The following is a 25,794-nucleotide window of genomic DNA, read 5'->3' as shown; positions in this document are numbered from 1 at the left end:
AATGCAGATAAACATCACATTCAACGGCAAACAGATCGCCTGCGATTCCAATCAGACCATAGTCGAGGTGGCCAGGGACCAGGGAACTTTCATCCCCACCCTGTGCCACGACAGCAAGCTGGAGCCCTACGGCTCCTGCTGGGTGTGCCTGGTGGAGGTCAAGAACGCCCGGGGCTTCGTGCCGGCCTGCGCCACCAAGGTGATGGACGGGATGGTGGTGGAGACCGACAACGACCGGGTGAGGGCCGCCCGCCAGATGGCGCTGGGACTGCTGCTGTCCAACCACTCCGGCGACTGCATCGGGCCCTGCGTGGACACCTGCCCGGCCGGCTGCGACGTCCAGGGCTACACCGCGCTGATAGCCAACGGCATGGAGGCCGAGGCCATCAAGCTGATCAAGGAGACCCTGCCTCTTCCGGCCAGCTTGGGCCGGGTGTGCCCGCATCCCTGCGAGACCGAGTGCCGCCGCAACCTGGTGGAGGAGCCGGTGTCCATATGCTACCTCAAGCGGCATGCGGCCGATCTTGACCTCAACTCCGGCCAGCCGTACCTGCCCCCGGTGGCGCCCAACAGCGGCAAGAAGGTGGCGGTGGTGGGGGCCGGCCCGGCCGGGCTGACCGCCGCCTATTACCTGCGCCAGAAGGGCCATCAGGTCACCATCTACGAGGCCCTGCCCAAGTCCGGCGGATGGCTGCGCTACGGCATTCCGCAGTACCGCCTGCCCAAGGAGGTGCTGGACCAGGAGGTCAAGACCATCACCGACCTGGGGGTGGAGATAAAATACAACCAAAGATTAGGCCAGGATATCGACCTGGAGGGCCTGAAAGACCAGTATGACGCGGTATTCCTGGGCATGGGGGCCCACGCCTCCTCCAGGATGGGGGTGGAGAACGAGGAGGACCGCGGAGTGGTGGCCGGGATAGATTTTCTGAAGCGCCTGACCATGGGCGAGAAGTTCAACGTGGGGAAGAAGGTGGCGGTGATCGGCGGCGGCAACACCGCCATCGACGCCGCCCGGACCTCCCTGCGGCTGGGGGCCGAGGAGGTGTTCATCGTCTACCGCCGTTCGGAAAAGGAGATGCCAGCCAATCCCTTCGAGATCGAGGAGGCCAAGCACGAGGGGGTCAGGTTCCAGTTCCTGACCGCCCCCACCCGGGTGATCGCCTGCACCCACGACCAGAACGGGGCCATCTCCTGCCAGAAGATGGAGCTGGGCGAGCCGGACGCTTCGGGCCGCCGCCGTCCGGTGCCGGTCCAAAATTCAGATTTCCATATCGAGGCCGACCTGATCATCTCCTGCATCGGGCAGAGCCCCGACCTGTCCGGATTGGGCGAGAATCACAATCTGAAAGTGACCCGCTGGACCACCCTAGAGACCGACCCCGAGACCGGGGCCACTGCCGATCCCAAGATATTTGCCGCCGGAGACATGGCCACCGGGGCGGCCACCGTGGTGGAGGCCATCGGAGGGGCCCGCAAGGCGGCCCTGGCGATCGACAAATACCTGAGATACGACAAGACCGAGAAGAAAGCAAAACAATACAACATCACCAAGGGCAAGATCAACCAGGTGCCCAAGGAGCTGTTCGCCGATGAGCCCAAAAAGGCCAAGGCCAAGATGCCGATGCTGGAGCCCTCCCAAAGAAGGAATTTCGACGAGGTGGAGAAGGGCTTCTCCCGTATCACCGCCATCGAGGAGGCCAAGCGATGCCTGGGGTGCGGCTGCGCCGACATGCAGGAGTGCAAGCTGCGTGACTACGCCACGGTCTACGACGTGATGGTCCAGCGCTTCATGGGCGAGGTCAAGCAGCATCCCATCGACCACAGCCATCCCTTCCTGGTGCGCGATCAGAGCAAGTGCGTGATGTGCGGCCGCTGCGTCAGGATGTGCCTGGAGGTGGTGGGGGCGGCGGCTTTGGGCTTCGTCTACCGCGGATTCAACGCCATCGTGGCGCCCACCATGGAGAAGCCCTATCCCGAGTCGCCCTGCGTGTCCTGCGGAGCCTGCATCGAGACCTGCCCGGTGGGGGCGCTGACCGAAAGGGTGCGGCACATCAAGCCCTCGCCCTGGAAGATGGATAAGATCCCCTCGGTGTGCACCTTCTGCGGAGTGGGCTGCGGCCTGGACCTGAATATAATGGACAACAAGGTGGTCCGGGTCACCGGCAACGAGGACAGCCCGGTCAATAAAGGCTCGCTGTGCTTCAAGGGCAAGTTCGGGTTCGAACTGCTTCATAGTCCGGAGCGTCTGGCCGAACCGCTGGCCAAGGCCGGAGCCAAGCACCAGAAGATCGCCTGGCCCGAGGCCGTAAGCAAGGTCAACCAGGATATAGACGCCATGGTAAAAAAATACGGGCCGGATTCGGTGGCGGTATTCGCCTCCGGCCGGACCAGCCTCGAAGAGGCCGAGGGCCTGCGCTCCTGGGCCGAGAAGAAGGGCGTCAAACAGTTCGGCAGCTTTGCCGGCGTCGATAACGGCCGGCTGATGAATGCCATGGAGAATATTTTGGGCAAGGCCAACGGCAGGGGTTACCAGTCGCTGTCCGAGGCCAAGACCATTTTCCTGATCGGGTCCGATGCCTATGCCGAGCATCCGGTGTTCTCCCAGATGATCAGAAAGGCGGTCAAACAAGGATCCAAGGTTTACTCCCTGCAGGAGAAGGCCACCAAGCTGGGCGAGATCGCCGCACAGGAACTGGTCATTAAAAAAGGCGGGTTGTCCTTCGCCCTGAACGGCCTGCTCAAAGCCCTGCTGGCCAAGTGCCGGTCCAAATATCCCGGATACAAGGAACTGGCCAAGGTCCTGGGCAAGCTCAGCGCCGCCGCGGTGACAACCAACAGCGGATGGAAGAAGGCCGATATCGAGAGCCTGGCCAAACTGCTGTTGGAAGACCAGAATTCAATATTGGCATTCAACGCCGATGCAGTGGATCCCGAAACCATCAAGGCCATTGCCAACATCCTTCTGCTGATGGATGTTCCGGAGAATTTCATCGCCCTGCGGGCCAAGGCCAACGCCAACGGGGTGGACCGCTTTGTCAACATCGATGTTTCCGGGATACTGAAGGGCAAGATAAAGGCAGCGGTGCTGCTCAACGAGGACCCGGCAGGCAGCCTGGAGAACGGGGACAAGATCAAGACCGCTCTGGCCAAGCTGGAAAAGCTCATTGTCTGCGACCTGTTCCTGACCGAGACCGCCAAGCTGGCCGACATTGTCCTGCCGGTCTCAGCCTGGGCCGAGAGCGACGGCAGTTTCGTCAACAGCGAGGGGAGGCTGCAGCACCTCAAGGCCGGCATCAAGCCGGCTTCAGGGAAGACCACCAAGCAGGTGCTGATAGAGCTGGGAGGCTCAGCCCTGCCAAACCTGCCCCAGGGAAAGGCCGGCCAAAAGCAATTCGGCCTGCCCACTTTGAAGAAGGGCAAGGCCATCGCTGCCGGGTTCGCTTCGGATGTGATGGAGAAGAAGGCGGCCGAGCTGAAGAAGAAAGAGGGACTGATCCGGTAATTTGAATCCTGTAAACAACGGCCCAGACATTATGTCTGGGCCGTTTACTTGTTTGAAAATATCAATTGACATACCACGGCAAATAGATTATCCTTAAAAACAGCAAAACTCCCTTATTCTAAAGGCGAGAGAAATTTCAATGATAACAAGGAAGAACAGATGATTCAGGCAAAATCAGGCGATCTGGTAAAAGTGCACTACACCGGGACCTTTGGCGACGGAACGGTATTCGATACCTCCGAAGGCGGCGATCCGTTGGAATTTATTCTGGGCTCGGGCCAGGTGATCCCGGGATTCGACCAGGCCATCGAGGGCATGAAGCTGAACCAGAGCAAGAAGGTGACCATTCCGGCCGATCAGGCCTACGGTCCGCATCATGCCAAAATGGTGGTGGAGGTGGAACTGGACAAGTTCGGCCCCAATGCCAAACCGGAGCTGGGCAAGCGGGTCCATTTGAGCATGGAGGATGGCCAGCAGGTCCCGGTGACCATCACCGCCCTAAGCCAGACCCACGCCACCCTGGACGCCAACCATCCCCTGGCCGGCAAGGACCTGACCTTCGACCTCAAACTGATCGAAGCCGGAGAGGTGCCGGAGGGCTATCATAAAGGCTGCGGGGGCTGCGGCGGCGGGCACGGCGACTGCGGACACGACCATGACCACGATCACGAACAAGGGAGCTGCTGCGGGGGCTGCGAGGATAAGTAACACACTGACGGAGGGTAAGATGAAAAAGGTGGTTGTCATTTTAGCGGGCCTGATCGTAATGGCCGGGCCGCTGGCCATCGGGGCCGATGAGCAGGTCAAGCTTTTTCCAGTCATGTCTGCCGGGAAATTCGGTTATATCAACGCCCGGGGCAGGATGACCATCAAGCCGGAGTTCGACTGGGCCTTCGATTTTTCGGAAGGGCTGGCCCTGGTCAACATCGGCGGCAGCAAGAACGAGATGGGCTATGTGATCGGCGGCAAATGGGGCTACATAGAACCCAAGGGCAGGATCGTCATCAATCCGCAGTTCGATGACGCCAAGGATTTCTCCCAGGGGCTGGCGCTGGTCAATATCGGCGGGAAGGTCAACGAGCTGGGGCTGTTGTCGGACGGCAAACGGGGGTACATCGACCGCCAGGGCAAGATGGTGGTCGAACCGCAGTACGACGATGCCCGCAGTTTTTCCCAGGGACTGGCCCTGGTCCGGCTGAACGATAGGTATGGATACATAGACCAGCAGGGCAAGGCCGCCGTAGAAATAAGATACAATGACGCCCGGAACTTCTCCGAGGGCTTGGCCCCGGTGAGGGAGAATGACAAATACGGGTATATAGATCAAACCGGGAAAATGGTCATTGAGCCTCAATACGTCTACGCCTCCAATTTCTCCCAGGGCCGGGCGGTGGTGCGGCTGGATGACAAGATCTGGTTCATAGACAGGTCCGGCAACAAGATCAGCCAATTATACTTCGAGGATGCCAACGCCTTTTCGGAAGGGCTGGCCTCGGTCAAAAGCGGCCAGAAATGGGGCTATATTGACACTTCCGGAGCGCTGGCCATCGCTCCGCATTTCGATGCCGGCTCCGATTTTCATGAAGGCCTGGCGGCGGTCAGGGTGGGCGGCAAGCGGGGCTATATCAACCGGACCGGTGAAGTGGTGATCGTGCCCCAGTACGACGGGGCCATGGATTTTTCCGAGGGGCTGGCCCTGGTCAACAAAGGGGGAAAGATGAACGAGAACGGCATGGTGGCCGGCGGCAGGTGGGGCTTCATAGACCGGAAGGGCCGGATGGTCATCGATAATAAATTCGATTTCGCCTGGGATTTTAAAGACGGGCTGGCTCTGGTGAACATCGGCGGGGAGATGAACCCCAAGGGCAGCGTCACCGGGGGGGTGTGGGGGTATATCAACAAGGGTGGGAGGTTTGTTTTTAAGGGGAAGAAATAACCTTTTATTCATGGCATGATATCCTGTAGGGGGTGGTTTGAAACCATCCCCTACAGTTGAATGAATCCGAAAAATAGATAAAATCATGTTAAAAGACATTATCCTAAAGAACCGGAGCTATCGGAGGTTCGACCAGGATCACAGGATCGATCTGCCTACCCTGCGGGAACTGGCGGAACTGGCCAGGCTGTCCGGTTCGGCCGGGAATCTTCAGCCGCTGAAATATATACTGGTCTCCAATATCGATACCAATGAAAAGATATTTCCGTTCATGGCCTGGGCCAAATACCTGAAGGACTGGAACGGTCCGGCCCAGGGCCAGCGGCCTTCGGCCTATATGATCATGTTGTGGGACACCTCCGTCTGCCCCAGCAAATTGCATTACGATGCCGGGATCTGCGCCCAGAGCATCCTTTTAGGCGCGGTGGAGAAGGGTTTGGGCGGCTGCCTGCTGGCATCGGTGGACCGGGAGGGGTTGAGAAAGGCGCTTGAGATCGACGAACAATACGAGATACCGCTGGTGATAGCCCTGGGCAAACCGGCTGAGACGGTGGTGATCGACGATGTGGCGGTCAACGGAAGCATAAAATACTGGCGGGACGACAAGCAGGCGCACCATGTACCGAAAAGATCGCTCAGCGAGATGATCATAAAGGAATATTAAATAGTATCAATAATTTACCAAAGCCCCGGGAAACCGGGGCTTTCCGTATTGTATCCAAGAAAAATAAAATGTTGGGAATATTTTTCTCCGGCAGGGCGTATATAGGGCAGTCAACTTAATAATCAACCCATAAACCGGAGAAACGAAGATGAAAAGCAGGATCTCCCCCCTGATCGCAGCCGCGGGGCTGGCCTTGATCTCGGCCAGCCTTATCGGCGCCGCCGGGACAGGCATTATCGATTGTACGGTAAGGGATAATGCCAGTTCCAAATTATTGTCAGGAGCCACGGTAACAATACCCGGCACCGGTTATATTGCGGTTTGCGATAAGATCGGACATTACCAGTTCACCGGGCTGCCGGAAGGAAGTTACAAGGTGGAGGCCAGCCTGGCCGGCTATCAAAGCCAGACCCAAAAGGTCAAGGTGAAGACCAACTCCACGGTAAAGGTGGAATTCAAGTTGAAGAAACAGGGCAAAACACTTTTGCAGAACCTGGGGCTGGTCAAGGATGAGGCAAAATTTCCGGCTTCGCGCTCTTCCAAGATCGCCTGTTGCGAAATGGCGCCTTCAGTCTGCGACCAAACCGGCGGTTATTATCTTCCGCCGGACTACAACACCGAGGAATATTCCCGGATCTACGAGAACCGCTTTCTGGAGGTCACCCAGAACCCGCTGTCCACCTTCTCCATCGACGTCGACCCGGCCTCCTATGCCAACGTCCGCCGCTTTCTCAACTACGGCCAGCTGCCTCCCAAGGATGCGGTACGCATAGAGGAGCTGATCAATTACTTCGATTATAATTATCCCCTGCCGGACGACGGCCGTCCCTTCTCCATCATAGCCGATGCCGGCCCCTGCCCCTGGAACAACGGACACCGGATGGTGAGGATAGGGATCAAGGGCCGGGAGATATCCCGCGATAAACTGCCCCCCAGCAACCTGGTCTTCCTGATAGACGTCTCCGGATCCATGCAGAGCCCCGACAAACTGCCCCTGTTGAAGTCGGCCTTCAAGATGCTGGTCAATCAGCTCCGCCCCAACGACCGCATCGCCATTGCGGTCTACGCCAGCTCCGAGGGCCTGGTCCTGCCGTCCACCTCGGGGAAAGACAAGAAGGCCATACTGGACATCCTCGATAAGCTGGAGGCCGGGGGATGCACCGCCGGCGCGGCCGGGATCCAGCTGGCCTACCGGACGGCCAAGGAGAACTTCATCAAGGGCGGCAACAACCGGGTGATACTGGCCACCGACGGCGATTTCAACGTGGGGGTCTCCAGCACCTCCGAGCTGATCAGGATGATCGAGCAGAAGCGGGAGGAGGGCATCTATCTTTCGGTGCTGGGCTTCGGCAGCGGCAACCTGAAGGATTCCCGGATGGAACAGCTGGCCGACAAGGGCAACGGCAATTACGCCTACATCGACAACATCACCGAGGCCAAAAAGGTGCTGGTCAACCAGATGGCCGGGACCCTGTTCACCATCGCCAAGGACGTCAAGATCCAGGTGGAGTTCAACCCGGCCCGGGTCAAGGCCTACAAGCTGATCGGATACGAGAACCGGATGCTCAACAAGGAGGATTTCAACGACGACAAGAAGGACGCCGGGGAGCTGGGGGTGGGCCATACCGTCACCGCGCTCTACGAGCTGGTGCCGGCCGGGTCGAAGGAAAGAATATCCAAGGTAGACGACCTCAAATATCAGAAGGTCGAGGCAAAGCCCAGCGGCAGCTTCTCCGGAGAACTGATGACGGTTAAACTGCGCTACAAGGACCCCGACGGGCAGACCAGCCAGCTGATATCCAAACCGGTCCGTGACGGCGGGGCGGATCTGGCCATGCTTCCCGAGGACCTGCGCTTCGCCTCGGCGGTGGCCGAGTTCGGCCTGCTGCTGAGGGATTCGGAGCACAAGGGAAAGGCCAGCTATAGGCAGGTGCTGGAGCTGGCCAGAAATTCCCGGGGGAATGACACCGAGGGGTACCGGGCCGAGTTCATCAAGCTGGTGGAGGCCGCCAGCCAGCTGGCGGTGAAGCAGGATTGACCATCAAATTCATTTCAAGCCGTGGCTTACATAAGCCACGGCTTTTTGTTTAGAAAATCCTGCTTGACATTGATTTTGAATTCAGGTATCTTAATGTTCAGGACAGGAGGGTTTTTTACCGCAAAGACGCAAAGTTCACAAAGTATATATAAACCCTGGCTTAAATTATTTTAGGGAATTGAAAATTGAAGATAACCATCTGTCAGCTTAACCCACTGGTGGGCGATATTGAGGGAAATGCCAAGAAGATCACCGGCATCCTGGCCCAGACCAGGGCCCAGAGGCCCGACCTGATAATTTTTCCCGAGCTGTTCCTGACCGGCTACCCGCCACGGGACCTGCTGGAGAAGCCCTGGTTCATACAGCGTTGCGCCGCCGCCATCAAGGACCTGACGGAGGCTTCCTTGGATCACCCGGAGACAGGGTTTATCTTCGGTGCTCCCACCGCCGCCGGCCGGGATACCGGCCAAGGACTTTTCAACTCGGCGGTTCTCATCCACGACGGTAAATGCACCTGCCGCCATAAAACCCTGCTGCCCAGCTATGACGTCTTCGACGAGGCCAGGTATTTCGACCCGGCGGATTCGGCGGGGCTGGTCGATTTCAAGGGCGAAAAGCTGGGCATTACCATCTGCGAGGACGCCTGGAACCATCCCGAGCTGTGGCCCAAGCGCAAGCCTTACGATTACGACCCGGTGGCCGACCTGGCCAAGATGGGGGCCAGCCTGCTGATAAACATCTCGGCCTCGCCCTTCGAAGCCGGCAAGGAAAGGACCAGGTTCGAGCTGATCGGACGGCACGCCAAAAAACACGGTCTGCCGTTCATCTATATCAACCAGGTCGGCGGAAACGACGAGCTGGTGTTCGACGGCCGGAGCTTCGGGGTGGACAAAAACGGGCAAATGGCCTGGTGGCTGCCGGCATTCCAGGAGGAGGTGGTGATCATCGACAGTTCCCTGCCGGGCAAATTTGTCGAACCTCCGGTTCAGGATGAGATCGGATCGATATATTCAGCCTTGAAACTGGGGGTGCGGGATTATTTCCGCAAATGCGGCTTTAACCAGGCGGTGGTGGGGCTTTCCGGAGGGATCGATTCGGCGGTGGTGGCGGCCCTCGCCGCCCAGGCCCTGGGGCCGGACAACGTGCTGGGCATCACCATGCCCTCGCCCTTCTCGTCGCAGGGAAGCGTGGATGATTCCCGCAAGCTGGCAGACAAGCTGGGCATCGCGCTCAAGGAGATATCCATCACCGAGGTCTATGAAAAATATCTGGAGATACTGGAGCCGCATTTCGAGGGCCGGGCGCCGGACATCGCCGAGGAGAACATCCAGGCCCGGATAAGGGGCAACATCCTGATGGCCTTCTCCAACAAGTTCGGCCGCCTGGTGCTGACCACCGGCAACAAGAGCGAGCTGGCGGTGGGCTACTGCACGCTTTACGGCGACATGAGCGGCGGGCTGGCGGTGATATCGGATGTCCCCAAGACCACCGTCTACCGGCTGGCCGAACACATCAACCGGGACCGGGAGATCATTCCCCGGGCCGTGATCACCAAGCCCCCCTCGGCCGAGCTGAGGGCCGGCCAGAAGGACCAGGACACCCTGCCGCCATATGAGATCCTCGACAGGATACTGGAGGGGTATTTGGAAGACGATCTGTCGGTCGACCAGCTGGTTGGCCAGGGGCTGGACAGGGATACGGTGGAGTGGGTGGCAAGAACCGTCCGGCAGAACGAATACAAGCGCCGGCAGTCGGCCCCGGGGATCAAGGTCACCGGCAAGGCCTTCGGCGGCGGCCGCCGGATGCCGATCGCGGCCAAGTACTGAAAATAGGAAACAATGGTTTGGTCCGAAAATTTAGTCCGGATGCATAAAATATTCGATATTCGGCAGCTAAGGTATTTCGAAGCCAGAAATCAGGATATCCCTTATTGTGTCTTCAGGGAAAGTATTGTAGTGTAATAAATAGTTAAGGACCGGCTAAATTCAGAAGAAGGAGGCGAAAGCATGGCTTCTCAGGTAGCATTGAAAGTAAAGTGCCCGTCCTGCCGCAAAAGCCTGATGGATAAGGCGCACAAGGTCGACGGCCAGCCCGCCATCGGCTTGAGGGTTGATATCCGGGGAAAGAAAGGCTGGCTGAGGCTCTCGCCGGTCTATGGCAGCTACAAGGTGGAAAGCGAGTTTCCCATCGCCCAGGATGCCCTGGTCAGGATATCATGCCCCCATTGCCAGGCGGCATTGAAGAGCTCCAACCAGTGCGAGGTCTGCGGCGCCCCGATGGTGCCGCTGATGCTGGAGGAGGGGGGCAAGGTCTTCATCTGTTCCCGCAAGGGGTGCAAGAAACACTTCCTGGAGTTCGAGGATTTGAACAAGGCCCTGACCAAGTTCTACGACACCTATGCCCTGGGCGGGGATCGGCAGCAAGTCCTGCCAGGCAGGAAAGGGCCGGCAGTCGAGGAGCCAGACGCAAAAGAGATCATGGCCAGCGGCAGCTTTCTGCAGTCCTATTGCCCGCATTGCAAGCATACCTTGATAAATCACTGCTCGCTGACCTTTACGGTGGTGGGCCGGGGCGGGGAAGAAGGGATGTTGCTGCTATCGCCCTATCTTAATGTGTTCACCAACAGCTCGACCATCGAGATACCCCACGGGGAGGAGGTCAGGGACCTGCGGTGCCCGCACTGCGACCACTCCCTGCTGGAGAAGCTTAAGAAATGCGACCGGTGCGGATCGCGGATAGCCAAGGTCACGGTGGGAGCCATGCACAAACTTATCACCTTCTTCATCTGCCTCCGCAAGGGCTGCACCTGGCACGGGATCTCGGGGGAGGACACCAAAATGATAATGCTGGAAGACAGCCAGGAGTGGTAAGATGTATCCGATAATAGACCGCCAGGAACTGGCCAAGGGCAACATGGTGCTGATCACGGTGGAGGCCCCCCAGATCGCCCGAAAGATCAAGCCCGGGCAATTCGTAGTGCTGAGGATCAACGAGACCGGCGAGAGGATCCCCCTGACCGTGGCCTACAAGGACCTGTCGCACGGCACCATCACCATCATCTTCATGGTGATCGGGAAATCCACCGCCCTGCTGGGTTCGCTCAAGGTGGGCGACGCCATCAAGGACCTGGTGGGCCCGCTGGGCGTCACCGAGGAGTTCACCAAACTGGGGACAGTCGTCGGCATAGGCGGCGGCTCGGGCATTGCGGTGCTGCATCACCTGCTGCAGGGCTATGGGGCTGCCGGCAACAAGCTGGTGGGCATCATCGGCGCCCGGGAGCGGGACCTTCTGATCCTGGAGGATGAGATGAAAAACCTCTGCCAGCAGCTGATCGTCGTCACCGACGACGGCAGCTACGGGATGCACGGTCTGGTGACCGACGCCCTGAAGACCCTGGTGGAGCGTGACGATCCCGAGCCGATCGACCTGGTGATCGCGGTGGGTCCGCTGGTGATGATGCGAGCGGTGTGCCAGCAGACCAAGCTGTACAACATCAAGACCCTGGTCAGCCTGAACCCGGTGATGGTGGACGCCACCGGAATGTGCGGGGCCTGCCGGGTGTCGGTGGAGGGCAAGACCAGGTTCGCCTGCGTCGAGGGGCCGCACTTTGACGGGCATCAGGTGGATTTCGACGAACTGATCCAGCGCAACAACACCTATGGCAGGGACGAGAAGACCTCGCTCCTGTTCTCAATCAGAGCCAAATGATAATGAGCCGCTCATGTCAGAATTGAAGAAAGACCAGCTCGACAAGATCGCCCCCGGCACCGAGTTCACCATCTACTGTCCGCACTGCCACCAGGGGCTGAACCTTTACGAGCCGAAGTCCAATAAGACCTGGTTCCGCCTGAATATCACTTCCGGGGGGCGGAAGGATGAGCTGTTTTTAAGCCCCAAGGTGGACGAGTTTGAACAGCGGTCCGGACTGGAGCTGGCCGAGGGCCAGGTGATGGAGGATCTGTCCTGCCCCCTGTGCCAGGCTTCGCTGATAGAGCCCGGGGCCCACTGCGGGGAATGCGATTCTCCGGCCGCCAAGATAATGATCACCGTCCATTCCCGGCTGATACCGTTCTATATCTGCACCAAGGTCGGCTGCCACTGGCACGGGATATCCCGGGCCGACCAGCTGAGGATCAAACCCAAGGTGGCCCGGCAGAGGGTGCCGGAACAGGATGCGCTCCTGAGGATCCGCAATTTCCAGGAGGTGCCCTACGGGTTCACCAGGGAGACGGCCCTGATCGAGGCCCACCGCTGCCTGAACTGCAAGGATCCCAAGTGCCGCGTAGGGTGCCCGGTGGACATAGACATTCCCGGGTTCATCGGCTTGATCAAGCAGGAGAAATTCGCCGAGGCCGCCCAGAAGATCAAGGAGAAGAACGCCCTGCCGGCCATCTGCGGACGAGTCTGCCCCCAGGAGGACCAGTGCGAGAAAAACTGCATCCTGGCCCTGAAGGAGACCCCGGTGGCCATCGGCAGCCTGGAGCGTTTTGCGGCCGATATGGAGCGGGAGACACAGTCGGTGGTGATCCCCAGAAAGGCTCAGGCCAACGAAATCAAAATCGCAGTGGTGGGAAGCGGGCCGGCCGGCCTGACCCTGGCCGCCGACATGGTGGGCAAGGGTTACAGCGTCACCCTGTACGAGGCGCTGCACAAGCCTGGAGGGGTGCTGGTCTACGGCATTCCCGAATTCCGCCTGCCCAAGGCCATCGTGGAGGCCGAGATCAACTACCTGCGCCGGATGGGGGTCAAGATCGAACTCAATTCCCTGATCGGCCGCCTGTTCGACCTGAACGACCTTCGAGAGATGGGCTACCGGGCCGTCTATCTGGCGGTGGGGGCCGGTCTTCCGGTGTTCATGAGCATCCCCGGTGAGAACCTGTGCAACATCTATTCGGCCAACGAATATCTCACCCGGCTGAACCTGATGAAGGCCTATGCCTTTCCGGATTACGACACTCCGGCCCCCAAGGGCCGCCAGGTGGTGGTGGTGGGCGCCGGAAACGTGGCCATGGACTGTGCCCGGACCGCCCTGCGGATGGGAAGCCGGGAGGCCACCATCGTCTACCGCCGCTCCCGGAGCGAGATGCCGGCCCGGCTGGAGGAGATCCATCATGCCGAGGAGGAGGGCATAAGATTCCGGCTGATGACCAATCCGGTGCGGTTCATCGGCGATGATCAGCGCTGGGTGCGACAGATAGAATGCGTCCAGATGAAGCTGGGCGAGCCGGATTCCTCGGGCCGCCCCAGGCCGATACCCATCGCCGGATCGAATTTTTTGATAGACACCGACCTGGTGATCGTGGCGGTGGGTGCCGGACCGAATCCGGTGGTCTTTTCCGGGTTCCCCGACATCGAGAGGAACCAGATGGGATACATCAAACCGCTGACGCCTGCGGGCCGCACCAACCTGCCGGGGGTCTGGGCCGGAGGGGACATCGTCACCGGCTCGGCCACCGTCATTTCGGCCATGGGCATGGCCCGGCTGGCGGCCGATGATATGCACGGTTATCTGAAAGAGAAACAGGGCGCCTGGCGCTAAAAGAGAGCCCCAAAAACCGGTTATATTTGTCTTGACACTTTGAAATTAAGGATATATAATACAAAGTTTAACGAGCCCCAAATGTTATTTTATAACAATGCCCCTTTTAACCATTAACTTTTAAGGAGATGCCAATGTCCCACATCACCGACGTGATCGCCAAGGTCAAGGCCAAGAATCCGGGAGAGCCGGAGTTCCACCAAGCGGTAGAGGAGGTCATGAAGACCCTGGAGCCCACCGTAGCCAAGCACCCCGAGTTCGTCAAATGGAAGATCTACGAGCGGATCTGCGAGCCGGACCGGGTGATCATGTTCCGGGTGCCCTGGGTGGACGACAAGGGCGAGGTCCAGGTCAACAAGGGATTCCGGGTCCAGTTCAACAACGCCATCGGGCCCTACAAGGGTGGCCTGCGCTTCCATCCCTCGGTCAACCTGGGGATCATCAAGTTCCTGGGCTTCGAGCAGATATTCAAGAACAGCCTGACCACCCTGGCCATGGGCGGCGGCAAGGGCGGCTCGGATTTTGATCCCAAGGGCAAGAGCGACCTGGAGGTGATGAAGTTCACCCAGTCCTTCATGCGCGAATTGTTCCGCCACATCGGAGCCGACGTGGACGTGCCGGCCGGAGACATCGGAGTGGGCGGCCGGGAGATAGGCTACCTGTACGGATATTATAAAAAGATCCGCAACGAGTTCACCGGCGTGCTGACCGGCCGGGCCCGGGAGTACGGCGGATCGCTGATCCGGCCCGAGGCCACCGGCTACGGGTCGGTGTATTTCGGGGCCGAGATGCTGGCCACCCGCAAGAAGGATTACAAGGGCCTGCGCTGCATAGTTTCCGGCAAGGGCAACGTCACCCAGTACACCATCGAGAAGATCAACCAGCTGGGCGGCAAGGCCCTGTCGATCTCCGACTCCAGCGGCACCATCATCGACGAGGAGGGCATCAGCGCCGAGAAGCTGAAATACGTCATGGAGCTGGCCGAGGTCAAGCGCGGCCGGGCCAAGGAATACGCCGACAAGTACAAGAGCGCCAAGTATTACGAGGGCAAGAGCGTCTGGGACGTGGTCAAGGAACAGGGCATCAAGTTCGACTGCGCCTTCCCCTCGGCCACCCAGAACGAGATCAATGCCGAGCATGCCCAGGCCATGGTCAAGAACGGCTGCTTCCTGGTCTCCGAAGGCGCCAACATGCCCTCCGACCTGGCGGCCATCAAGATCTACCAGGACAACAACGTGCTGTACGGACCGGCCAAGGCGGCCAACGCCGGCGGCGTGGCCACCTCGGGCTTAGAGATGGCCCAGCAGAGCTCCCGCTGGTACTGGAACCGGGAGGAAGTGGACCAGAAGCTGCAGCGGATCATGCAGGCCATCCACCAGCAGTGCCTGGACGCCTCCGAGACCTACGCCACCAAGGGCGATTATCTGGCGGGCGCCAACATCGCCGGGTTCGTCAAAGTGGCCAAGGCCATGGTGGCCCAGGGCGTGGTATAGACCCCACCCTAAATCCCTCCCCCTGTGGGAGAGGGACTTACCTAAAAGCCCCCGCTGTAAGCGGGGGCTTTGGTTTGTTTGAAGCACAGCTATTTGAACATAAAAAATATGTTGACAAAAAACAAGCGGGGATATACAATTGCCTCATTAAAGGCCGGGACAAAATATAATTTTAAAAGCGGAGAAGGACCATGGCTAAAGATCAGGACATTAAAAAGGACGGTAAAAAGAAAGCCGGGAAATCCCTGATGGAAAAACGGTTGGCCAAGAAGGCTAAAAAAGCGGGCAAGTAAAAAACTGGATCCGGCCAGTAAGCAATTCCAATCACGGAAATATCAAAGCCCCCGCTGAAAGCGGGGGCTTTGGCTGTCAACTAGCTATATCGATACCATTGACTTTAGAAGCGAGGTCCTCTATAATCACACTTGAACATTGCAGAGAACGGAGGCCATGAAGATCAAGGGCATGATCATAGCCGCCCGCAAGGAATTCGTGAACGAAAACTTCGGCCAGGGGGCCTGGGAAAAGGTGCTCAACGGCCTGGCCCAGGAGGACCGGCAGCTGATAGGCGAATCCATCCTCTCCAGCCAGTGGTATCCCTTCGAGATAGGCGACCATATCGACAAGGCCATCGTCAAGGTGCTGGGCAAGGGCGACAACCTGGTGTTCGAGCAGCTGGGGGCCAAGTCGGCCCAGAAGAGCCTGGCCAAGGAACACCGGACCTTCCTGGCGCCGGGCGATCCGCAGTCTTTCATGAAGAAGACCGGCTCTATCTACAAGTTCTATTACGACACCGGCTACCGGGATTACCAGGCCACCGGGCCCAATTCCGGGGTGATCACCACCCATAAGGCCGAGACCTATTCCATCCCCGACTGCCTGACGGTGGTGGGCTGGTACAAGGAGGCCCTGAAGATGTGTGGGGCCAGGGATATAAAAATAATCGAGGAGGAATGCCGGGCCACCGGCGGCGCGGTGTGCCGCTATAGGGTGGAGTGGAAGATCTGACGGGCAATAATAACGAAAATTAATAAAGCCCCCGCCAAAAGCGGGGGCTTTGTGTGTTCTTGTTTGTGTTCGGAGTTGATCTTGTTGATAGGCAGCACAGCAGATCTTAGTATCTGGCATACCCAAAGGAGTACGGACGGTTAATCTGGAAGTTTAAGAGTTGTTTTGAATGGAATTCATGGTAGCCGACGGGAAAGGTGAATTCAGTTATAAGATTGTCAGGAATGACAGGTTTCCTGACAATATGATTTAGAATCAATAAAACAGAGGATTTATCAAACCGTGTGTTTTACCTTTCCTGTAAGTTAAAAATGTCTACTAATATATAATGCCCGGAATTTCCATTAAATAAATTTCGATATAAGTAATTTTATCAGGAAATACTTTTACATTATTTATTGTCTCCGTTGTAAAACCCATCATTGATGCTGTTATAGAGTAAGTGCCATAATCAAGGCTATCAATAACGTATGTGCCGTTAAGTGTTGTAGCCGCACCTAGATTTGTGTTTTGCACCTTTACGGCAGCACCTGGCAAAGGTTGATTAGTACCTTTGTGTTCATGATAATATTTGTAATATCCATAGACTTTGCCCTTTATAACGCCCCTTTGTTTTTTTACTCCATGTTCTTTTATATGCTTGTATGTAATATGAGTTTTGTTTTGAGGTGATGCACAACTAAAAAGGGAAAGACACATACAAAACAGAATATAAATATATCTCATAATACTAGCCTTTAACATCTGTTAACTATTTATCCGTTTATCCCTAGTTTCCACTTTGCCCTGCATGGGTTAACAAAGAAGCCACCCTGTGTTATACGTCTACTAAAAATCTCTATTTTCTTTTTATGAACCCCAGCGCCTGGTCGTTGTCGCCGTCCATGATCACCGAGACGGTGGCGTCGGCCATCATCTTGGAGACATTGATCACCTTGATGACCTTTTCCAGCTTCTTGAATTCCGGCAGTATCCTCTTCAGCAGGTTCGGCGCGTCTTGGAAGAACTTCTCGTTGAACACCATGTTCTTCTCGTCGGGATACAGCGGCAGATAGCGGATCCTGGCCTCCACCAGGTCCTGGAAGAAATGGGTGCCGAATGAGACCTCCGGCACGTAATCCTTCTTCTTCTTGGCCACCTCGATCAGCATGGCGGTGTTGTTGATGTCCGAATAGCCCACCCGCACCCCCAGCTTGATGTCTCCCCGGCTGCCCCAGCGGCCCGGCCCCATCAGAATGAACTTCTGGCGCGGAAGCTTATTGTTCAGCTCACCGATGGTCCGTCCCACCTGGATCAATTCCTCCATGGTGGGCAGGGAATCATATTCCGCCGGGTCAACGTAGACCAGGTATTCGATGTCCTCCACCTGGGCGGTGGTGACGAACTTGTCGGCGGTGAATAGAATATCGTCCCGGGGCACATCCTTGGGCACCGGGATGTTGTGCACCCCGCCCGATTGGCTCTGGGGCCGGCACTGCAGCAGGTACAGCTTGTGGATGTCACCGTCGCAGGCGAACTCTATGTCCACCGGCCAGCCCAGCTCCTTGCTGAGGATCTCCAGTATGGCCCTGATCTGGGGGATGAAGGGGCCGTGGGTCAGCAGTTTGGAGAAGGTGACCACCGGGGCCCCCTTGTCGTAATCTATCATGGTGCCCACCGGGGTGGACAGCTGCCCGTCCTGGTAGATGGAGATGATCTGGGGCAGGGCCGGATACTCCTGGCCGAACTCCTGCACCAGCTTCTCGAAGTTGATGGTCTCGAAGCGGCGGGTGGTCAGGTTGATGACGTCGATGTTCTTCTGGGAATACCACATAATCTCCTCGGGACTGACGTTCACCCTCAAGCCGGGCTGGCCGGGACAGACCAGGGCCGGATAGTCGTCGCCCATCCGGTCCACCGCCCGGGTGCCCAGCCCGGCCACCAGACGGATGATGCCGTCCTCCCGCCTGATGCGGGGCGACCAGCGGAACTCGTTGGAGCTGAAGGCCACCCCGGCATAGGCCGGAAAGAAATAACGGCCCACCCGCTGCCCCACCACCTCCTGGATGACGATGGCCATCTCCTCGTTGAAGTCCAGCAGGCCCCGCTCCCGGCGGTACTCGATGGGGTCCGGCCCAAAGACGCTGGCGTACACCTCCTCGATGGCGTCGATCAGGGCCTCCAGCTTTTCGCGCTTGGTGCCCTGGTTGGCCACGAACAGGCTCTTGTATTTTCCGGCAAAGGAGGAGCCCAGGGTGTCCTCCAGCAGGCTGGAGGAGCGCACCACCAGCGGACGGTCGCCGAAATCGTCCAGGGCCAGGCTCAGGCCGGCGATGATCTCCGGCGACATGGAGGAGTTCTTGAAGATCTGCTCGATGTAGGGGTACTCCTGGCGGATCTCCACCGGATCGCGGTACTTGATGGTGGGCATCTCCTCCAGGGCGTTGAAATGCAGGAAGTCCAGGATGCCGTCGGAGGTGACATACCAGGTCTTGGGGATGGTCAGGTTGCGCAGGGCGATAGTGTTCTTCTTGGCGGCCAGCAGGATCTTCTCGGCCCGGAACAGGCCGGCCGCCTTGCCGCCCAGCTTGCCATTGCCGATGGCCGGGCCGATGGTGCGGGATAGCACCGGGGCGAAATCGAACACCGTCACATATCGCTTGGTGGTGTTGATATAATCCAGGTCCTCGCTGAAGAAGCGCCGGATCAGGGCCACCCTGACCCCGATGCGTTCCTCGGGCGACAGGCTCTTCTGGGCGTCGGGCATCAGGCTGAAGCGGGTGACGGCCTCCGTTATCTCGGCCAGGGAGACGTCCCTTTTTTCAGCGGCCATGGCCAGGAAGCGGGCCTGCTCATGCTTGACCCACAGGCTGATCATCCGGGAGATCTCCTCGGCGTTGACCTCCTGGGCGGCGATGGTGAACACCTCGTCCATGATCTCCTGCAGCAATACCTGGTTCAGGCGGGGCATGGGCTGGTTCTCGCTGTACTCCCAGTCGGTGGAGGTGGAGTCCAGGCGCTTCATCAGTTCCTCGATCCGGGAGATGTTGCGCTTGTAGAGATAGTTCATCATTTTGCGGCCGATCCGGTTGAGCAGGATGGGATTGGTGTCTCGCAGCAGGTCAACTATCACCTGCCATTCGGGTTTGTGGCTGTTCATGTGGGCTCCTTGATGGCTGTTATTCAATCTGGGATGATATGCTTGACGGGCCAAGGTCTCAGCGTCACGGCTCAACTATCCAATTCGGCGATCCAGTCCCGATACTGGGCCTTGGGAGTTTTTTGGTGCAAAGCACGATACAGTCCCAGGGCTTCGGTCCGATGCTCGTTAACGCCGGTGATTTTATACAGGTGGTGATTCAGGTCTGCCAGCTGCCGGTCGTCCGTTGCTTCCGTCAGCATATTTTCCAGCAGCTGCCGGGCCCGGCCCTTTTGGGTCAGGCCCAGGATGTCCGCCTGCAGGATCCGGCAGCTGAAAACAATGTCCGGGACCATTATCTCTTGGGCGATCTGCAGGGCTTCGGCGTTCAGGGTCTCGGCTTGGGGGACCTTCTGCTGGGTGAAAAGCAGATCGGCCTTGGAATGGAGGTAACTGCACAGGTAGAATTTGAGCTGCAATTGTCGGGCAATGGCAATGGCCTGATCATAATGCTGCCCGGCCTGGCGGGGATCCTGCAGCTTGTTATAAAGCTCCCCCAGCGAGCCCATGGTTATTCCGATGCTTTCCTGATCATTCAGCTCTTGGGCAATGTCCAGGCTTTGCCGGTATGATTCCAAGGCTTTGGCGTAATCTCCCTGATCCATGTAGACAATGCCCATATTGCCGGCCGATATCCCCAGATTCCTCCTGTCCCCCAGCTCCTGGGAGATAGCCATCTGCTGGTGATAGCATTCCAGGGATCTGGCATAGTCGCCCTGCTGCATATAAAGAAGGCCCATGTTGCCGATGGCGTTGCTGATCCCCTTCTTGTTGCCCAGGCTGCGGTGAAGGGCCAGCCCCTTTTGGTACAATTCCAGGGCCCGGGGATAATCCCCCTGTTCCATGTGGATCAGCCCCATATTGTTCATAAGCGAGCTGATGTTCTGCCGGTCATCGGCCTCGGTGAGTATCGCCAGGGATCTTTGATAACAGTCCAGGGCGCTTGAATACTCCCCCTGATACAGATGAACATTTCCCATCATCAGGTAGGTTCGGCCGGTTTTGGGTGCGTCCCCCAGGGCCTCGGCAATGCCGAAGTTGGTCCGGTAGCATTCCATGGCCTTTGGGTATATGCCCTGGTTGAAATAGACCATGCCCATGTTGATGAGTGATTTCCAGACCCCCGGCTTGTCCTCCGAGACGGACGAGATCCTGTAGGCTTCTTCAAAAAGCGCCAGCGCCTGGGGATAAAGACCCTTCAGCCGTAAAATATTGCCCAACCCGTTCTGGTCACAGGCGATCGTCTCCGGATCATTGCTTGCCTGGACCCATTCCAGATTGGCCCGGAAGATCGCTTCGGCCTCGTTCCATCTGCCCACCACCTCAAGCACCGAGGCCTTCCGGTCCAATAGCTGATGGGGATAGAATACGGGCCGGGCCCCGGGGTTCTCCCGCCAGAGGTTATTGAATCTACAGACATTCTTCATTATATTTTAAGGCTCGATAGCTTACTGAGGATCAAGGATCACTCCGTGGCCGGTGCGTCCGTCGATCATCACTGTCAGCGGCTTGGCAAACCGCAGGTGGCGGACATTCTCCGATTCGCCGACCAGCGGCCCGTGCTCCAGCCGGCTCCAGTCCATACCGCCGTGCTCCGGGTCCAGTGGCACGGTGAAATAGCCGATCCTCAGCGAGGTCATGTTCTGGAAGAAGTGCGAGCCCTGTGAGGGATCCACGTTCATATTGGGCAGGCTGACCTCGACCATGGTCTTGGCCCGGCTGATCTGGTTCCATTTGATCGGGATGCCCAGCCAGGGATCGGAGGATCCCCAGCGGCCGGGGCCGATCAGAATATAGTTGCGGCCCTCCTCCTTGAGCCGGGCGTTGAATTTCTCTATCTCGTTGGCTATCCTCTGGCTGTTGGCGGCGTTGAAGGTGTCGGGTTTGACGTAGACAATATCGGCCATCTCCTGGTTGACCCCGTTGCCCAGCACCTGATGGCTGTAGCACAGGGCGTCACTGAAATTGTTCTCCCTGAGGTCCACCTTGACCAGCTCGTCGCCCACCACCAGGGGGCGCACCTGCAGAAAGCCGAACTCGGCCGGAAGCACGCTACTGGGGTCCAGGTTGACCGCGAACTCCATCTCGATGGGACATCCCATGGCCTCCCGGGAGAGCTTCAGCAGCCGCTCCAGGATGCCGGCCAGGGGGAAGACATCATTTTTCAGAATGTTGGCAAAGGTGACGCTGCGGGGCCCGGGCTGGTTGATGCCGTCGTAGAACTGATCGTTCTGGGGGGAATAGGTGGAGGCCAGGTTGCCCAGGGTGCCGTCCCGTTCGGCCTGATCCAGTCCGGCCTTAAGCAGGTACTGGTCCTCATCGGCAAAGGCGGTGGTGGCCAGGGGCCGCATGTTGATGGCGTAGAATTCGCGCTGGGAGTTGTTGAGCATCTCCTTGGTGGTGCCGAACTGCGGCAGGATGCGGGGATAGGCCGGGGTGAATCTTAAGGTGGCCCCGCCGTCCACCACCGTCTTGCCCAGCCCCAGGGCCACGTTGACCACGCCGTCCTCGGGGGTGGCGCTGCCCACCGGATAGAAGTTGTAGGAGCGGGCCACCCCGGAGAGATCGGGATAGAAGCTGCCGTTCCGCCTCTGGCCCACCACCTCCTGAATGACCACCGCCATCTTCTCCTCCTCCACCCGGTGGTTGGTGGATTCGATATAGGCCTTGGCCTGCTGGAAGAAGGTGGAGGCCCACACCAGCTTGATGGCGTTGGTCAGACTCAGGAAACGGGCGTCCAGGTTCGGTTCGTTGTTGGGGATCATCTTGGTGACGTAGATCCCGGCGAATGGCTGGTAGAGGGCATCCTCCAGCAGGCTGGAGGACCTTACCGCCAGCGGGGCCTTCAATTGCCGGATGAAATCCAGCAGGTCGCCCACGATGGTGGCCGGCAGTTCGGCATGAAGGAAGGCATTGGCGATCCGGATGTCCGACTTCTCCTGCAGGGCCATGCTGAAAAGATCGTTATGGCGGACGAACTCGTCGAACAGGTCGGTGCCCAGCACCAGGGTGCGGGGGATGGAGATCCTGACCTCCGGAAAATCACCGTCCTTAAGGTTGGCGGTAAGCACCTTGTCGATGAAGGCCAGGCCCCGGGCCTTGCCGCCCATGGAGCCGCCGCCCATCCGGTAGAAATGCCACTGGTTGAGATTGAACTGTCGGGAATAATAAAAAACGCCACCCCGGTGCATGCCGTTATAATGCTCCAGGAAAGCCTCCTTGATGGCTCGGCGCAGCAACAGGGGGTCGGCCTGCCCGGCGATCCCTGGCTGGTAGATCTTTTCGGCCAGCTGGAACTCGGTGCGGACCAGCAGCCAGCGCTTCAGGTCTTCATGGCGGTAATAGGTCGACAGCAGGTCGGGCGGCAGGCTTTCCACCACCGACAGGAAGGCTTCGATATTGGCCACCCGGGCCACCTCGTTCCGGTCTTCGTCCCGGAACACCAGGTCGCCGAAATCGAAATGGTCGGTCAGGATCTGGTGAAAGTCGCCTATCAAGGTGGGGCTGTTCTTCAGCAGGTGGGCGGCGTTGAGCTCCCGGGCGACCTGCCGGGTGTTCTCCTGGCTGGACTGGAACATTATCGGCAGAAACGGCTGCTGGGACCTTACCATCCTGACGAAATCGATCCCGGCCCGGTCGTCGAGCTTTCCGTTGCGCGGACAGCGGATGTCGCTGAAGATGCCCAGCATGCTGTCCCGGTACTTTTGGTAGATGGCCACCGCCTGCTCGTAGCTGCCGGCCAGGTGGACCTGGGGCCGGCCGTTCTGCCTGAGCACCCTCTGGGTGAAGGGCAGGTTCTCGTCCAGCAGCCGGCTGGTCTGGTTCCACAGTTCCTCGTATATCAGGTAGATGTAGGAGGAATAGAACTGGACCGAGTCCTCCAGCACCAGCAGGTTGGGGACCCCCACCAGACCGGTGTCGTGCTCGGAGTTCTTGACGTCCTCGATGTACTGGATGATGCCGGCCATTATCTTGCCGTCGCCCTGCCAGGCGAAGATCTTGTCCACCGAACGGCCGTCGTCGGCCTCCACCAGGCGCTGCAGCTCCGGGGTGTTGTAGGCCAGCACCACCACCGGCAGGCCGGGGTGCTTTTCCTTTACCGTCCGGCCGAAGGTGAAGGGGTCCATGTCCCCCAGCCGCTGGATGGTGACCACCAGGTCGAAGGTCTCTGCATCCAGCGCCTTCAGGGCGGCCTGGCCGCCGGTAGCCCGGGTGATGGCCGGGACATAGCCCAGATCGCGCTGCTTGTAGATCTGGCCCAGCAGGTCGGCCAGCCGGCCCTCCTCCTCCAGGATGAAGGAGTCGTATAAACTGGCCACCAGCAGGACCCGGCGCACCCGGTAGGACATCAGCCGCTGCAGCTTGGAGGAATAGAAATCGTCCAGGGCCAGCAGCTCCCGATCGGGCGGGTTTTGATTTGATAACGGCATAAGCAATTTTGAATTATAAAACATTAGTATATGCCAAGCAGTGGGGTAAAATCAATGATTATTTGCAATGATAATCGCATTGTCATCCCGAGGGGGCTACAACGCAATACCGGTTGAGGGATGAATAATGGTCACCCATTCAGCTTGTCGAGGGTTGGGTTGATCTCAGGGTGACAGGGACATTGTCATCCCGTGGGGATTCCAACACAATACCGGTTGAGGGGTGAATAATGGTCACCCATTCAGCTTGTCGATCGTTGGGTTGATCTCAGGGTGACAGCGTTTTTAAATAAAAAGGCGCAGGAAATTTTCCTGCGCCTGCTAAATACTAGAATCTAGCAACTAGTAACTAATTTACACCCAGCCCCTCAGTTTGCAAGCCTCGGCCACCCGCTGAATGGCGATCATGTAGGCCGCATCGCGCATGTAGACCTTCTTGTCGCGGGCCAGGGCGGAGACCTTCAGGAAGGCGTCGGTCATCTTGGTGTCCAGCTTGGAGAGCACCTCGTCCTTGGTCCAGAAGTAGTTCATGTTGCACTGCACCTGCTCGAAGTAGCTGCAGGTGACCCCGCCGGCGTTGGCCAAAAAGTCCGGGATCATGAATATGCCGCGCTGCTTGATGATCTCGTCGGCCTCGGGGGTGGTGGGGCCGTTGGCGCCCTCCACGATCAGCTTGACGTTCTTGGCCATCTTGGGGGCGTTATCCTTGGTGACCTGGTTCTCCAGGGCGGCCGGAACCAGGATCTCGACGTCCTGCTCGATCCAGGCGTCGCCGTCCAGCACCTGGTAGCCGGCGGCCTTGGCCTTTTCCTTGTTGATGCCGCCGAAGCGGTCGGTGATCTTTAAAAGCTCGTCGGCGTCGATGCCGGTCTTCTTGAGGAAGGTGTACGATTTCTGGTCGGCCTGGTCCCAACAGGATACGCAGACCGGGGTTCCGCCGTATTCCTTGTACAGCTTGACGGCGTACTGGGAGACGTTGCCGAATCCCTGGAAGGCGGCCCGGGTCTTCTTGATGTCGATGCCCATCTCGCGCAGGGCCTCCCGCATCACATAGACACAGCCGTAGCCGGTGGCCTCGGTGCGGCCCAAGCTGCCGCCCACCCCCAGCGGTTTGCCGGTGATGACGCCGGGATAGCGGCCGTTATGGATACGCTCATATTCATCCATCATCCAGATCATGTGCTGGCCGTTGGTCATCACGTCCGGGGCCGGCACATCCTGTAAGGGCCCGATGTTGTAGGCGATCTGGCGCACCCAGCCGCGGCAGATGCCCTCCTGTTCGCGCTCCGAAAGATGATGCGGGTCGCAGATGACCCCTCCCTTGCCGCCGCCCAGGGGGATGTCCACCACCGAACACTTCCAGGTCATCCAGGTGGCCAGGGCTCTTACGGTGTCCACTGTTTCCTGGGGGTGAAAGCGGATGCCGCCCTTGCCGGGGCCCCGGGCATCGTTGTGTTGGACCCTGAAGCCCTTAAACACCTTGACGGTGCCGTCGTCCATCCGGACCGGGATGTTGAAGTGATACTCCCGCATGGGGTTGCGCAGGAGGTCACGGGTTGCCTGATCGAGCCCCAGTTTTTCGGCTACGCCATCGAACTGCTTTTGGGCCATCTCAAAGGCATTAAAGGATTTGTCAGCCATGAGAATCAGCTCCTTTTATGAGTATTTAATATATGTGAAGCCCCTGCAGAATAGCCGCAAAAAGCACAGAATATTCGACAGAGGCCTCTGTTATCCTAAATTCATGCGGATTATATCACAAGCAGAAATTAAAGTCAAATCCATTCGGATGGCATTTCGTATTGACAAAATCTTTCGATAGTCGTATACTTCGTAACAGCTGGGGGAGCATAAGGCGTAAGATGCCAGGCTGAGAGGCCCGATCAATTGAAAGATAGGGCGACCCCTTAACCTGAACTGGGTAACACCAGCGGAGGGAAGCGCAAATAACAGGTAGTTATAGGCTTTTGCTCCGTGAAGTCAGGGCAAAGGTCTTTTTGTTT

At 58.2% G+C, this 25,794-nt stretch carries 17 protein-coding genes and 1 other annotated feature; of the genes, 12 read left to right on the top strand and 5 right to left on the bottom strand.

Annotated elements, in window-relative coordinates; genetic code table 11:
• Window position 1 precedes the first annotated feature (1 nt).
• The 11 genes from A2273_01980 to A2273_01930 all read left to right on the top strand — a co-directional run bounded on the left by A2273_01980 (window position 2) and on the right by A2273_01930 (window position 16,183).
• On the top strand, window positions 2-3,505 hold the full coding sequence (locus A2273_01980; protein OGF07263.1) for a hypothetical protein: 3,504 nt from the start codon (window positions 2-4) through the stop codon (window positions 3,503-3,505).
• Window positions 3,506-3,664: 159 nt separating this feature from the next.
• Window positions 3,665-4,213: a hypothetical protein gene (locus A2273_01975; protein OGF07262.1), complete on the top strand. Its 549-nt coding sequence runs from the start codon at window positions 3,665-3,667 to the stop codon at window positions 4,211-4,213.
• A gap of 19 nt (window positions 4,214-4,232) precedes the next feature.
• Window positions 4,233-5,441 carry a hypothetical protein gene (locus A2273_01970; GenBank protein ID OGF07261.1) on the top strand — a complete coding sequence of 403 codons (1,209 nt, stop codon included), beginning with the start codon at window positions 4,233-4,235 and terminating at the stop codon, window positions 5,439-5,441.
• 85 nt (window positions 5,442-5,526) lie between these two features.
• Window positions 5,527-6,105, top strand: a complete 579-nt coding sequence (locus A2273_01965) for a nitroreductase (protein ID OGF07260.1) — start codon at window positions 5,527-5,529, stop codon at window positions 6,103-6,105.
• 148 nt (window positions 6,106-6,253) lie between these two features.
• On the top strand, window positions 6,254-8,143 hold the full coding sequence (locus A2273_01960) for a hypothetical protein (GenBank protein ID OGF07259.1): 1,890 nt from the start codon (window positions 6,254-6,256) through the stop codon (window positions 8,141-8,143).
• 185 nt (window positions 8,144-8,328) lie between these two features.
• A complete protein-coding gene (locus tag A2273_01955) occupies window positions 8,329-9,969 on the top strand; it encodes an NAD+ synthase (protein ID OGF07258.1) in 1,641 nt (546 codons plus the stop codon).
• A 180-nt stretch (window positions 9,970-10,149) separates the two neighbouring features.
• Window positions 10,150-11,013 (top strand): hypothetical protein, encoded by an 864-nt coding sequence (locus A2273_01950; GenBank protein OGF07257.1) that lies wholly within the window; start codon window positions 10,150-10,152, stop codon window positions 11,011-11,013.
• Between the two features lies 1 nt (window position 11,014).
• Window positions 11,015-11,851, top strand: coding sequence for a ferredoxin-NADP reductase (locus tag A2273_01945; protein OGF07256.1), 837 nt, complete (start codon window positions 11,015-11,017; stop codon window positions 11,849-11,851).
• 418 nt (window positions 11,852-12,269) lie between these two features.
• Complete coding sequence (locus A2273_01940; protein ID OGF07994.1) at window positions 12,270-13,682, top strand: glutamate synthase (NADPH), homotetrameric; 1,413 nt, start codon at window positions 12,270-12,272, stop codon at window positions 13,680-13,682.
• A 134-nt stretch (window positions 13,683-13,816) separates the two neighbouring features.
• Window positions 13,817-15,175 (top strand): glutamate dehydrogenase, encoded by a 1,359-nt coding sequence (locus A2273_01935; GenBank protein ID OGF07255.1) that lies wholly within the window; start codon window positions 13,817-13,819, stop codon window positions 15,173-15,175.
• A 450-nt stretch (window positions 15,176-15,625) separates the two neighbouring features.
• Window positions 15,626-16,183, top strand: coding sequence for a hypothetical protein (locus tag A2273_01930; protein OGF07254.1), 558 nt, complete (start codon window positions 15,626-15,628; stop codon window positions 16,181-16,183).
• Between the two features lie 318 nt (window positions 16,184-16,501).
• On the opposite strand, the gene A2273_01925 is transcribed toward A2273_01930, so the two are convergent.
• The 5 genes from A2273_01925 to A2273_01905 all read right to left on the bottom strand — a co-directional run bounded on the left by A2273_01925 (window position 16,502) and on the right by A2273_01905 (window position 25,432).
• The gene (locus A2273_01925; GenBank protein OGF07253.1) at window positions 16,502-16,927 is read right to left on the bottom strand and encodes a hypothetical protein; all 426 of its coding nucleotides are present in this window, start codon (window positions 16,925-16,927) and stop codon (window positions 16,502-16,504) included.
• 94 nt (window positions 16,928-17,021) lie between these two features.
• On the bottom strand, window positions 17,022-19,322 hold the full coding sequence (locus A2273_01920; GenBank protein OGF07252.1) for a hypothetical protein: 2,301 nt from the start codon (window positions 19,320-19,322) through the stop codon (window positions 17,022-17,024).
• Between the two features lie 71 nt (window positions 19,323-19,393).
• Window positions 19,394-20,788 (bottom strand): hypothetical protein, encoded by a 1,395-nt coding sequence (locus A2273_01915; GenBank protein ID OGF07251.1) that lies wholly within the window; start codon window positions 20,786-20,788, stop codon window positions 19,394-19,396.
• A 21-nt stretch (window positions 20,789-20,809) separates the two neighbouring features.
• Entirely contained in the window at window positions 20,810-23,746 is a 2,937-nt protein-coding gene (locus tag A2273_01910) for a hypothetical protein (GenBank protein OGF07993.1), read from the bottom strand.
• A 399-nt stretch (window positions 23,747-24,145) separates the two neighbouring features.
• Entirely contained in the window at window positions 24,146-25,432 is a 1,287-nt protein-coding gene (locus A2273_01905) for a glutamate dehydrogenase (protein ID OGF07250.1), read from the bottom strand.
• Here A2273_01905 and A2273_01900 point away from each other — a divergent pair.
• Window positions 25,431-25,613 (top strand): hypothetical protein, encoded by a 183-nt coding sequence (locus A2273_01900; GenBank protein OGF07249.1) that lies wholly within the window; start codon window positions 25,431-25,433, stop codon window positions 25,611-25,613. The genes A2273_01905 and A2273_01900 overlap by 2 nt on opposite strands.
• A 10-nt stretch (window positions 25,614-25,623) precedes the next feature.
• Window positions 25,624-25,747, top strand: a binding site (TPP riboswitch).
• The last annotated feature ends 47 nt before the right edge of the window (window positions 25,748-25,794 follow it).

The organism is Candidatus Edwardsbacteria bacterium RifOxyA12_full_54_48 (genome assembly GCA_001777915.1).
Taxonomy (GTDB): domain Bacteria; phylum Edwardsbacteria; class AC1; order AC1; family EtOH8; genus UBA2226.
This window is presented reverse-complemented; position numbering and strand designations above follow the sequence as displayed.

Excerpts from the sequence above, each read along its gene's own strand:
- A2273_01960 (OGF07259.1), top strand. The coding sequence starts at position 6,254 with ATGAAAAGCAGGATCTCCCCCCTGATCGCAGCCGCGGGGCTGGCCTTG.
- A2273_01900 (OGF07249.1), top strand. The coding sequence starts at position 25,431 with ATGAGAATCAGCTCCTTTTATGAGTATTTAATATATGTGAAGCCCCTG.
- A2273_01945 (OGF07256.1), top strand. The coding sequence starts at position 11,015 with ATGTATCCGATAATAGACCGCCAGGAACTGGCCAAGGGCAACATGGTG.
- A2273_01935 (OGF07255.1), top strand. The coding sequence starts at position 13,817 with ATGTCCCACATCACCGACGTGATCGCCAAGGTCAAGGCCAAGAATCCG.
- A2273_01980 (OGF07263.1), top strand. The coding sequence starts at position 2 with ATGCAGATAAACATCACATTCAACGGCAAACAGATCGCCTGCGATTCC.
- A2273_01975 (OGF07262.1), top strand. The coding sequence starts at position 3,665 with ATGATTCAGGCAAAATCAGGCGATCTGGTAAAAGTGCACTACACCGGG.
- A2273_01950 (OGF07257.1), top strand. The coding sequence starts at position 10,150 with ATGGCTTCTCAGGTAGCATTGAAAGTAAAGTGCCCGTCCTGCCGCAAA.
- A2273_01970 (OGF07261.1), top strand. The coding sequence starts at position 4,233 with ATGAAAAAGGTGGTTGTCATTTTAGCGGGCCTGATCGTAATGGCCGGG.
- A2273_01930 (OGF07254.1), top strand. The coding sequence starts at position 15,626 with ATGAAGATCAAGGGCATGATCATAGCCGCCCGCAAGGAATTCGTGAAC.
- A2273_01965 (OGF07260.1), top strand. The coding sequence starts at position 5,527 with ATGTTAAAAGACATTATCCTAAAGAACCGGAGCTATCGGAGGTTCGAC.
- A2273_01925 (OGF07253.1), bottom strand. The coding sequence starts at position 16,927 with ATGTTAAAGGCTAGTATTATGAGATATATTTATATTCTGTTTTGTATG.
- A2273_01905 (OGF07250.1), bottom strand. The coding sequence starts at position 25,432 with ATGGCTGACAAATCCTTTAATGCCTTTGAGATGGCCCAAAAGCAGTTC.
- A2273_01920 (OGF07252.1), bottom strand. The coding sequence starts at position 19,322 with ATGAACAGCCACAAACCCGAATGGCAGGTGATAGTTGACCTGCTGCGA.
- A2273_01915 (OGF07251.1), bottom strand. The coding sequence starts at position 20,788 with ATGAAGAATGTCTGTAGATTCAATAACCTCTGGCGGGAGAACCCCGGG.